The 11,633-nt window shown below is 33.0% G+C and carries 12 protein-coding genes; 1 reads left to right on the top strand and 11 read right to left on the bottom strand.

The genetic code is table 11. From position 1 onward, the window contains the following. Positions 1-7: 7 nt before the first annotated feature. Positions 8-778: a TatD family hydrolase gene (locus CN601_RS14110; protein WP_098117892.1), complete on the bottom strand. Its 771-nt coding sequence runs from the start codon at positions 776-778 to the stop codon at positions 8-10. A 424-nt stretch (positions 779-1,202) separates the two neighbouring features. After that, complete coding sequence (gene metG, locus CN601_RS14105) at positions 1,203-3,182, bottom strand: methionine--tRNA ligase (RefSeq protein WP_098171384.1); 1,980 nt, start codon at positions 3,180-3,182, stop codon at positions 1,203-1,205. Positions 3,183-3,465: 283 nt separating this feature from the next. On the opposite strand from metG, the gene CN601_RS14100 reads away from it, so the two are divergent. Then, entirely contained in the window at positions 3,466-3,750 is a 285-nt protein-coding gene (locus tag CN601_RS14100) for a transition state genes transcriptional regulator AbrB (protein ID WP_098171383.1), read from the top strand. 105 nt (positions 3,751-3,855) lie between these two features. On the opposite strand, the gene rsmI is transcribed toward CN601_RS14100, so the two are convergent. The 9 genes from rsmI to CN601_RS14055 form a co-directional block, all read right to left on the bottom strand. Then, positions 3,856-4,731 (bottom strand): 16S rRNA (cytidine(1402)-2'-O)-methyltransferase, encoded by an 876-nt coding sequence (rsmI, locus tag CN601_RS14095; protein WP_098171403.1) that lies wholly within the window; start codon positions 4,729-4,731, stop codon positions 3,856-3,858. Further along, entirely contained in the window at positions 4,703-4,990 is a 288-nt protein-coding gene (locus tag CN601_RS14090; protein ID WP_098117889.1) for a GIY-YIG nuclease family protein, read from the bottom strand. Before CN601_RS14090 ends, rsmI begins: the two co-directional genes overlap by 29 nt. Further along, positions 4,980-5,714: a tRNA1(Val) (adenine(37)-N6)-methyltransferase gene (locus CN601_RS14085; RefSeq protein WP_098171382.1), complete on the bottom strand. Its 735-nt coding sequence runs from the start codon at positions 5,712-5,714 to the stop codon at positions 4,980-4,982. The genes CN601_RS14090 and CN601_RS14085 overlap by 11 nt, the downstream gene beginning before the upstream one ends. Positions 5,715-5,900: 186 nt before the next feature. Next, the gene (gene yabA, locus CN601_RS14080; protein ID WP_142317352.1) at positions 5,901-6,260 is read right to left on the bottom strand and encodes a DNA replication initiation control protein YabA; all 360 of its coding nucleotides are present in this window, start codon (positions 6,258-6,260) and stop codon (positions 5,901-5,903) included. 12 nt (positions 6,261-6,272) lie between these two features. Beyond that, on the bottom strand, positions 6,273-7,100 hold the full coding sequence (locus CN601_RS14075; RefSeq protein WP_098117887.1) for a PSP1 domain-containing protein: 828 nt from the start codon (positions 7,098-7,100) through the stop codon (positions 6,273-6,275). 3 nt (positions 7,101-7,103) lie between these two features. Further along, on the bottom strand, positions 7,104-8,099 hold the full coding sequence (gene holB / locus CN601_RS14070) for a DNA polymerase III subunit delta' (RefSeq protein ID WP_098171381.1): 996 nt from the start codon (positions 8,097-8,099) through the stop codon (positions 7,104-7,106). 204 nt (positions 8,100-8,303) lie between these two features. Next, positions 8,304-8,936 carry a dTMP kinase gene (gene tmk, locus CN601_RS14065; RefSeq protein WP_098171380.1) on the bottom strand — a complete coding sequence of 211 codons (633 nt, stop codon included), beginning with the start codon at positions 8,934-8,936 and terminating at the stop codon, positions 8,304-8,306. An 11-nt stretch (positions 8,937-8,947) separates the two neighbouring features. Further along, positions 8,948-10,366: an aminotransferase class I/II-fold pyridoxal phosphate-dependent enzyme gene (locus CN601_RS14060; protein WP_098171379.1), complete on the bottom strand. Its 1,419-nt coding sequence runs from the start codon at positions 10,364-10,366 to the stop codon at positions 8,948-8,950. 363 nt (positions 10,367-10,729) lie between these two features. Beyond that, positions 10,730-10,915: a sigma factor G inhibitor Gin gene (locus CN601_RS14055; protein WP_098117883.1), complete on the bottom strand. Its 186-nt coding sequence runs from the start codon at positions 10,913-10,915 to the stop codon at positions 10,730-10,732. Between the last annotated feature and the right edge of the window lie 718 nt (positions 10,916-11,633).

The following is an 11,633-nucleotide window of genomic DNA, read 5'->3' as shown; positions in this document are numbered from 1 at the left end:
CATGAAATCATTTGTTAATCTGAAAAATATTACACGCATTTTCAAAAGTTCTTTTTTGAACTTCCTCAACTGATATATTCTTTAAACGTGCAATTTCCTCAGCAACAAGTGATACATAGCTAGGTTCGTTTCTTTTTCCTCTATACGGATGTGGTGTTAAGTATGGACAATCCGTTTCGATTAATAGATTTTCTAACGGAATTTCTGTCGCAACTTCTTTAGGTTTTTTTGCATTTTTAAATGTAACTGGTCCTCCTAATGAAATATAGAAGTTCATATTAATACATTCTCTTGCTGTTTCCACACTTCCGCCGAAGCAGTGCATTATTCCGCCTACTTCAGATGCATTTTCTTCTTTTAAAATAGTTACAATGTCTTCTGTTGCGTCACGATTGTGAATAACAATCGGTAGTCCGCATTCTTTTGCTAATTGAATTTGTTTACGAAATACTTCTTTTTGAATTTCTTTTGGAGACTTATCCCAGTAATAATCTAATCCTGTTTCACCAATCGCTACTACTTTAGGATGCTTTGATAGTTCTTTAATCCAATTAAAATCTTCTTCAGTTGCATCAATCGCATCGACTGGATGCCAACCAATTGCCGCATAAAGAAAGTCATATTTCTCAATTAATTCCATAGCCTTCGTAATTGTCGGTCGATCAAAACCAACAACTACTTGATGAACAACTCCTGCTTCTAGAGCTCTACTAATTACTTCTTCAAGGTCTTCTTTGTATTGATCTGCATTTAAATGTACATGTGTATCAAAAAGCATTTTTACTTCCCCTTTGCTCATCTGAGATTTAGTCTAGCATACCGTAAAATTTCTTACCTAACGCGCAGTTAACAATTCCGTTACAAAAAGAAACAGGCAAATTTAAGTGATTTCTAATAAATTTTTAAAGGTCTTTTAAATAAATCCCATGCAATAACAGGACTTTCTGTCACTTTAAAATAAAATCAGATAATTTTTTAAGTTTACCGTTGTAATCTATCTGTAATATTTTCTTCATATAATGACATTTTTTAACAATGTCTTGTTAATACATGCCATAATCCAACAAAATATTATCATATTTGTGATTTCTATGATATTTTTACAATTTTCAGCATCATCCAACAATTATTTCAGTAAAATAAAACAAAAAAAGAAAAGTACTTCATGCTAGTTTTTACACGAAGTACTTTTCTTAGTAACATTATTTAATAATCGTACCGTTCGGTAATGATTGATCAATTGTTGCAAGTGATAGTTTACCTTCAATACTTCCCGCAAGAATCATTCCTTCAGAAAGTTCGCCTCTTAGCTTTACAGGTTTTAAATTCGTTACACAAATCACTTTTCTACCAATTAAGTCTTCTGGTTTATAGTGTTCAGCTATACCTGAAACAACTTGTCTTGATTCATTTCCTAAATCTAACTGAAGTTTAAGAAGTTTTTTTGCCCCTTTTACTGAACCAGCTTCTTTCACTTCAGCAACCTTTAGTTGAACTTTGAAGAATTCATCAATTGTGATCTCAGGAATAGCTTCTTCTTCAACTTTCACTTCTTCCACAGGTTTAACAGTGCCTTGCATTTGCTCTTTAATATATGCAACTTCAACTTCTGTTTCTAAACGAGGGAAAATTGGGTCACCCTTTTGGACTTTTGTACCTTCACTAATTGCTCCAAACTCATTTAGACTATCCCATGATAATATTCCTTCTTCAGTTAGTCCTAACTGAGTGAATATTTTTGTAGGTGTCTGAGTTAAGAAAGGCTTTAATAAAATTCCAACATGACGTAAAGATTCAGCTAAATGCGCCATTACAGAAGCTAGCTCTTGTACACGGCTTTCATCCTTTGCTAGCACCCATGGTTGCGTCTCATCAATATATTTATTCGTACGGCTAACAAACTGCCAAATATTTGTTAACGCAACTGAGAATTCCATGTTATCCATTGCTGCTTCCACAGATTCTCTTGTGCTCTTCGCCATTTGTTGAAGACTCTCATCAAATTCCGTAACTGTTCCATTTAATGAAGGAATCTTTCCATTAAAATACTTTTCAATCATTGCAATTGTTCTATTTAATAAGTTACCTAAGTCATTCGCTAAGTCAAAGTTAATTCTGTCAACGAAACCTTCCGGCGTAAATATTCCATCTGATCCAAAAGGAACTTCGCGTAATAAGTAATATCTTAAAGCATCTAATCCATATCGGTCGATTAGTACTACTGGGTCTACAACATTCCCTTTTGACTTACTCATCTTACCGTCTTTCATTAATAACCATCCATGAGCAAATACCTTTTTAGGTAATGGTAAATCTAATGCCATTAGCATAATTGGCCAATAAATCGTATGGAAACGAACAATCTCCTTACCAACTAAGTGTACATTCGCTGGCCAATACTTTTTATAGTTTTCTTCTTGGTCTGATCCATATCCTAGTGCTGTAATATAGTTAGATAACGCATCAATCCAAACATAAATAACATGTTTAGCATTACCAGGTACTTTTACACCCCAGTCAAATGACGTACGAGAAACAGCTAAATCCTCTAAACCTGGTTTAATGAAATTATTGATCATTTCATTTTTTCTTGATTCAGGTTGAATAAATTCTGGGTTCTCTTCATAATACTTCAATAATCGGTCGGCATATTTACTCATTTTAAAGAAGTATGACTCTTCCTTAACTAACTCTACAGGATGGCCACTATCAGGACTCTTTCCACCAACAATTTTTCCTTCTTCATTATGAATAGGATCAACTATTTGTGTCTCAGTATAGAATGTCTCATCTGGAACTGAATACCATCCTTCGTACTCGTCCAAATAAATATCACCTTGATCTAATAATTGTTTGAAAATCTTTTCAACAATTTCTTTATGTCTGTTTTCTGTTGTACGAATAAAATCATCGTATGAGATATCTAATTTAGTCCAAAGGTCTTTAATACCAACAACGATATTATCCAAGTATTCTTGAGGCGATACATTTAACTCCTCAGCTTTACGTTGAATTTTTTGACCATGTTCATCTGTACCCGTTAAATAAAAAACATCGAAGCCTTGAAGTCTTTTATATCTAGCCATTGCATCCCCAGCAACAGTTGTATACGCATGACCTATATGTAGTTTTCCGCTCGGATAATAAATTGGGGTTGTAATATAAAAAGTTTTATTACTCATTTACCAATACTCCTCCTTCAAAAATTTCTAAATATTGACACTAAATTATTCGCATGATTTTGCATTTCATTATAAAATGAAAAATGAGTTATCTGCATATTCCATCTACTTTTACAACTTCACACTTATTTTACAAGTTAAATTTTACACAATAGTAACATCTATTTCTATTATTTCTCTTAAATATACATATATTTTCTCGTTTATTAGCTCATTTAGTTAGAGTAGTTCCAAAACAATCTAACCATTTTATTTTTATAAACAATTAATAGGAGGATTAATGATGAAATCAACAGGAATTGTCCGTAAGGTAGACGAGCTTGGTCGCGTAGTAATCCCAATCGAACTTAGAAGAACACTAAACATCACTGAAAGAGACACACTTGAAATATTTGTTCAAGATGATCGAATTATCCTAAAAAAATATGAGCCTAATATGACTTGTATGATGACTGGAGAAATATCTAAAAATAATCTCGAGGTTGCTGATGGCAAAATTGTATTAAGTAAAAAAGGCGCAGAGCTTTTAAAATTCGAAATTGAACAATTTATAGCTGATCATAATTAAATAGAAGAGGCTGCCCATTTAAATTGCATTCTTTAACTAATCAATTAATTAAAATCATGATTAGAGAATTTCACATTTAAATACGGCAGCCTAACTTTATATTTATTAAATTTCGTGATATTCTGCATAAACATCTCTTTTATTTAATGAGCGATCTTTTGCAACAAGTTTTATTGCATCTTTACTTTTTTCCTTTTTCTCATTTATGTACCAATCAACATGTTGGTTTATAGTCAGTTCTTCCCACCAACAGTCCTCACTATTTTTCACGTCTTCCTCGGAGGCACCTTCTAAAATAACAACAAACTCTCCACGTACTTCTTCATTAGTTGACCACTCAATTGCATCACTAACAGTTCCACGCAAAAATTCTTCAAATTTCTTTGTAAGCTCTCTGCAAAGTACAATTTTTCTGTCGCCTAGTATTTCGAGAATGACTTGTAATGTTTCTTTTAAACGATGTGGTGACTCATATAGAATAACTGTACTTCGTTGACCTTTTAGCGGTTCAAGTTGTTTTTTCTTATCTCTTTTTTGACGCGCTAAGAATCCTATATATAAAAATGAATCTGTAGGGAGTCCAGATGAAATTAAGGAAGTTAAAGCAGCGTTTGCACCTGGTAAAGGTATAACGGATATTCCTGCGTCTAAACAAAGTTGTACAAGCTCATAACCTGGATCGTTAATACATGGCATACCCGCGTCACTAACTAGCCCAACTTTCAACCCTTGTTTTAGATCTTCAATGATTTTTAATCCCGCTTTTTCTTTGTTATGTTCATGATAGCTTACTAATGGTGTAGGAATTTCAAAGTGATTACAGAGCTTTTTGGAGTTCCGAGTATCTTCCGCTGCAATATAATCTACTTCTTTTAGTATTCGAACTGCCCTAAAGGTCATATCTTCTAAATTACCAATAGGCGTAGGTATTAAATAAAGACAGCCTAATTCTTCATTTAAAAAGCTCTTTTGGCTTTTTATCATTGCACGTTCCTTCTCTCATATATCGTACTTTATTTTCTCTTGATAATTGCTTAAACGCATACTCAGCTTGCATTGCTTCTCGCTTAGTTGAATACTCCTTAAAGAATATGCATTTTACAGGTACTCTGCCTCTAGTATATTTTGCGCCTTTTCCATCATTATGTTGCTTAATTCTACGCTCAATATTAGTTGTATAGCCTGCATAAAAGGTCGCATCAGCGCATTCTAACACATATAAATAATGCTTATTTTCCATATAGAATTTCCTTTAGTGCTGGCGTGTACTCATTATTTTCCTCATATACATAAATCGGTGGCAAAATCTTTAGGTCTGCTTTGCCTCCTTTTATTCCTTCAATTAGAAGTGTATTTGCTTCCTTCCCTACTTTCGGATAGACGAATTGAATTCTCTTCGGTTCAATGCCGTGCTTTCGCATCAAAGTAACAATATCCAGCATTCGACCCGGACGATGAACTATCGCCAATTTTCCTCCATGCTTCAAAAGCAGTTTGCTTGCAATGATTACTTCTTCTAAATTCGTTTTGATTTCATGTCTCGCAATTGCATAATGCTCATTAATATTCTGTTCAGATGTAGGAATATCTTGAAAATATGGTGGATTACACGTAACAACATCCACGAATTCTCTCCCGATTTTGTCTGGTGCATTTTTTAAATCGTCATGAATCATTGATATTTTTTCTTCTAGCTTGTTGTATTCAATACTTCTTTTAGCCATATCGTACAATCGTTCTTGTATTTCTACCCCAATAATATTTGCCTTTGATCTTCGATGTAGCATCAAAGGAATAACGCCATTTCCAGAGCACAAGTCAACAATTGTGCCTTTTTGAATTGGAACATATGTAAAGTTTGATAAAAGAACCGCATCTAATGAAAATGAAAAAACTGAAGGACTTTGAATAATCCTCATATCATCAGTTAATAAGTAATCTAAACGTTCGTCACCTTTAAGCATATTTTTTTCCTTTCAAATATCTTAGGCAATATGTATCTCTTATCATTGCCTAATTGCCTTTTAATTAACTATGAATGCATAAAAAGAAGCTATTCCCATTGAAATCACGTCATATTACCTTTCAAACCAGCTCACATAATAGCTGTTTCTAAGGTAATCGTTCGCTTCTTAGGGAATAGCCTACCGTTACTTTTTATCAAAGAAGGATAAACAAAACAGACAGTCTTCACCATGACGCACGCTTCCATAATGTAGATTACAAATATGGAAACCTTCTTGGTAAAGTCTCGCTAGGTTATCGTAGCCTTCACCAAGATCCTTATCCTTTTGTACCTTTTTCTTCTTTGAATCTTTTATTTGTTCTTTTTCTTCTACACGCTTTTCTAGACCTAATCGTTCACGTAAGTGGTCATTTTCAATTTTCGTATAGTGGTTTTCTTCTAGAAGCTCAGCAATATATTGTTTTAAGTCACTAAGCTGTGTTGATAAATCTTGAATTTGTTCTTCCATATTGGAAAGAGATAAGAATATATTCTTCTTGTCCAATCTTACCACCTCTTAATCTGTGGTTTGTATTGACACAACTCCCTCATGAATTAAATCATCCAGGGTATACTCCACAACGCGTTCTTTTTTGATCAATTCTACTTGAATAACTCGTTCTAGGATGTTCAATCCTACTACTTTTCCAGGACCTTCTGTTGTTTGAATGATATCCTCTAAGTCTGGAAGTTGTTCCTTTGCAGCCTCATATTCATCATTCTCATATTTTAAGCAGCACATTAGACGGCCACAAAGTCCTGAAATTTTTGCTGGGTTAAGGGAAAGATTTTGATCTTTAGCCATTTTTATAGATACAGGTTCAAAATCTCCTAAAAATGTAGAACAACACAACATTCTACCACAGGGGCCTATTCCACCGAGCATTTTTGCTTCATCTCGTACACCTATTTGTCTTAATTCAATTCGAGTACGAAATACTGCAGCTAAATCCTTAACTAATTCTCTAAAGTCTATTCTACCATCTGCAGTAAAATAAAAGATGACTTTATTTCGGTCAAACGTATATTCGACATCAACTAATTTCATATCTAGTTCATGTTGCATAACTTTACTAGAACAAACCTCATAAGCTTCTTTAGCTGAATGCTTATTCTCTTCAACAATCGTACGATCATGCTCATCAGCTAATCGCATAACTTTCTTTAATGGAAGGACTACGTCATTTTCTCCGACCTTTTTATTTGGAACAACTACCTTTCCAAATTCAATCCCTCTCACCGTTTCAACGATGACAAATGTATCTTTAGGGATTGCTAATCCATTTGGGTCGAAATAATAGATTTTACCAGCTTTTTTAAAACGTACTCCGACTACTTCGTACACAATCTACAATCCCTCCTGTAGCTCTATAGTCATTTGCTCTAAAACCATTAACATATTTGCGTTTGATGTTAGTCGTTTTTTAGCATCAAGGATGATCTCTAAACAAGTAGTTATTTTCTCTAATGAAATGCGGTTTATTGCTTGTCTCATTAATGATTCTTCATTTTTAAAAACAACGTTTTGATCTTGTTCAGCATATATATATAACATATCTTTAAAGGCTAATACAAGCATATCAAGCATCATTTGTAACTGTTCCTTCGTATTGAAATGACGAGAAACATTTTGCTGTATAATCAAAAGACTATCTTTTTTCGTCGTTAATAATGCTTCATATAATTCTATCACTAAATCTCTAGCTTGTGCAAACCATTCTTCTTCAACAATTTGAACTGCCTCAGTTTCACTATTTGTGATTCTTGCCAATAAAGGGATTAAATTTGATTGTAGTTCAATTTTTGTTAAATGTTCCTCAAAATACTTTGTTGGCAATGGATTAAAATGAATTGATTGGCATCTAGATTGTATTGTTGGCAAAATTTGTTGTACTTGCTCAGTTAATAAAAACGCGGTTGTAATTGAAACAGGCTCCTCTAAAAATTTTAATAATGAATTTGCTGCATTCGTAGTCATTCGATCAGCGTGGTCTATTATATAAATTTTTCGATTCGATTCAACAGCCGTTTTAGAGAATTCCTCTTGTAGTTGTTGAATTTGTTGCTTTTTTATAGAGGTTTCCTCAGGTTCGATTAAGTAAACATTTGGGTGATTACCGGAATCGACACGCTTACAATTACGACAAGTTCCACAAGGTGTAGCGTCACTTACATTCTCACATAGTAATACTTTTGTGTAATATAATGCAAGTTCTCGTTTACCGGTTCCTCTTGGGCCCTCAAATAAGTAAGCATGAACCACCCTGTTCTTAATAACGGCATTTTTTAACATTTTTGTAGCAACTGGCTGACGCTCGGTTAATTCCTCCCAAGATGTGCTCATGTTTACACCTTCTCATATCTATAAATTGAATAAAAACGCTTCTTTGTTTCCGAATGTTTCGTGTTCTAAATTACTTAACCATAATCTTATAAATACAATTTATTAAGTTCATATGCAAGTTCCAGTAAATTTACAAAACTTATTCTCATTCTATTATACCAGTTCAGTAAATTTATTGGTCATGGAATCAACTCTTGTTAATAATTAAATTTGTTCAATCTTTTCTAAAACGACTTCTAATGTGTCCTTAAATACTTGATCGATTGAGTTCGATGCATCAATTTTTTTGAAACGTCCTGGTTCCCTTTTCATTATTTCAGCATATCCGCTTTGAACCTTTAAATGAAAATCTAGCTCTTCTAAATCGAGTCTATTAACTTCTCTCTCATCCGCTTGGTGAACTCTGTTCAGCCCAACTTTAGGATCTAAATCAAAATAAATTGTTAAATCCGGCATTAACCCATCGATTGCAAACTGATTTATATTATAAATTTCATCTATACCGATCCCTCTACCGACTCCTTGATATGCAAGTGAGCTATCTACGAATCGATCGCATAATACAATTTTTCCTTCTTCTAATGCCGGAATTACCTTTTCCGCCAAATGCTGTCTCCTCGCTGCTGCGTATAACAACGCCTCCGTACGCTTATCCATTTCAACATTTTCAGTGTTTAAAATAATATTTCTTATACTTTCAGCTATTCGGATACCACCAGGTTCACGAGTAGATATAAAATTTACGCCCTTATTTCGAAGTTCTTCTGATACCATATTAATAATCGTTGTTTTACCAGCACCCTCTGGTCCCTCAAATGTAATAAATAAAGATTTCAACCTATTTCCTCCTAAATCAATACTTCAATTTGTAAATTTTTATTTTCAATTAAGCTATGAATTGTCATTCCATATTGGTGTATATCGTAAATATAATCAACATGCTTAGTCGTGATCAGTTCACCTTTTAATAAAATTGGTACTCCTGGTGGATATGGAACAATATTTTCTGCCGAAATATCTCCAACAGAATCTGCTAAATCTTTTACCATCTTTCTTTTTTTCTTTAAACCGGAATAACTATAAGAAACTGTACTAGAAAAATTAGGTACGGTAAGCTTAGGCACTTTATTTTCAATAAAATCAATGTCATCAGTTACTTTTTTTATACGATAAATCAGGTCACTAAAATCATATTTTTCGTCTAGAGGTAAAATAAATAGAACATGTCCCCAATCAGAAAGCTCCGTATAGATCCCCTCAGTTTCAAATAGATCCTGTAATTGCTTACCGGTATGTCCTTTTTCGCTTTTTACGATTAATTTTAATAAATCCTTCTTATAGTTTAAATGATCTGTAGTAACAATTTTTAAACTAGCTAACTCATTTACACCTTCAATAAACTGTTCAATTTTCTTCTGAAGCTTTATCACTTTACTAGAAGAAAATGTTTCGACAAAGTTCCTTGCGTAGTCTAAAGAAGCCATGATTGGATAAGAAGGGCTACTGCTTTGTAGCATTCTCAGCATTTCTTTAATCTTTTCTTTACAAACAAGATTTGATTTTATGTGTAGATATGAGCCCATTGTCATTGCAGGTAAGGTTTTATGCGCTGACTGAATGACGATATCCGCACCCATAGAAAGCGCGTCTTCTGGAAATGGTGCTCCAATGATAAAATGTGCTCCATGGGCTTCATCAACTATCGTAGGGATTCCCATACTATGGGCGAATTCAATTATATTTCCTAAAGACTGAGACATTCCATAGTAGTTAGGATTCGTTAAAATCATTGCCTTGGCATTGGGAAAGTCTTTTATTACTTCCAGTGATTGTTCAATGTTAATTCCAAGCGGTTGTCCTAACTCTTCATCAATATCTAAAGGCAAGAATATAGGCTTTGCTCCAGCAAGTAATAGACCATGAAAAATCGACTTATGACAATTACGTTGAACAAATACTTCCTCATTTTCACTACATAAAGCTAAAATAGCGGCTAAGTTACCTACAGTTGATCCATTCACTAAAAAGAAACTCTCTTCTGCATTATAAACTTCGGCTAAAATGTTTTGAGCCTCACTAATTGCCTCTGAAGGATAATGTAAGTCATCCAGTCCGTTTAATTCTGTCACATCATAACTTAATATATTTGGTAATTCTAAATCCTTTATGTATGTATGCTTTCCATTTTTATGTCCTGGTACATGTAGAGATATTGTTTCTTTAGTAACAAACTCTTTCAATGCATTTAGTAATGGCATTTTATTCATGATTAACGCTTCCTTTGATTACACAAGTTATTTATATATCGTTATATTAATATATTTTTTTAGTGATAATTTAAAATAAAAATAATCAAAATGCTGTCCAACATTTAAAGACAATCAATTGATTCCAAACCACTTCTTAACAGCACTTAATCACTAAGTTTTAATAAATACGCAATATAAAAACCGATTACATTTACAAGCTCTCTCCATTACTTAAAAAGTCTAGTCACTTAAGAGTAACCAAACAGTAATTTATTATGGCAGAGGTCCTTGTATACAGTAATCGGTCCTTCATTTTATACTTTATTTTATCTTACAACAACTTATAAAACTACTATTAGTCTACTATGTTTATGTTAATCTTTAATTTGCAATTTCTTCTTTCACCGTAATAATACTTCTTAACTTCTCTACAAAGGAATTGTATAGAGGTGCATCTGTTTCTGTTGTTACGATTTTCTTTTCACATTCTTCACATACAAATGCCTCGATAATATGAATTCCTTGCTCTTTTTTCTCTTCACAAACTATACACTTTGAAGATTTCATTGTATTTCCTCCTCTAAATATAGTTACGACTTAATTTTCATATTGATTAAACAATTTCATTTATTATTTAGTTTTGCAAATTAAAAACTTTTTATACAATTTAGTGCCTATTTTTTTGTAATATATGAAAATAGTTCTAATTTTGTGCTTTACTAAAAAAGATTTTTTTCCTAGATTTTAAGGTTTTCTCTTTAAACCACTAAAAAAGGACTACAAGTAAATGTAGTCTCAGTGTATAGACAAAGTCCATAAAGCTTGATTTTTCGGCGCTGGCGCTTGTATTTGAGTCGTAAAGCCTTATTAGAAGAAATATTACTCTGAACAGTAATGGGCAAAGCTAAAAAAAAAAGCGATCCTTTAGTGAGCATTCTTAAATTTCGAATAAATGCAGTCATTTTAGTACATAAGTAACTCGTGAAAAAGTCGAAACTATAAAAGGTGTTATCATTCATAATTCATCAGCCACTCCTTTACTTGCTTAAACTATTTCAAATACATTTAGTATGGTGTGTTCTCTTGGTAGCGTGACCTGCCAAATTTAAACATCCATTATAATATGATTTACTTTCCTTTTACTCATCTTGATTTATGTCTTTGTTATCCGGCAAACAGAATTTGATAAGTCTTATTAAAGGAAAACTATTAAACTCTACAATTGAATCGAAATTAAGGATACATAATTACATACAAAAAAACACCAGCCTAATAGCTGATGTTT

Origin of the sequence: Bacillus sp. AFS017336, assembly GCF_002555445.1 — a bacterium.
Lineage (GTDB): Bacteria > Bacillota > Bacilli > Bacillales > Bacillaceae_G > Gottfriedia.
The sequence above is the reverse complement of the archived record's forward strand: the minus strand, read 5'-3'. Positions and strand labels throughout refer to the sequence as shown.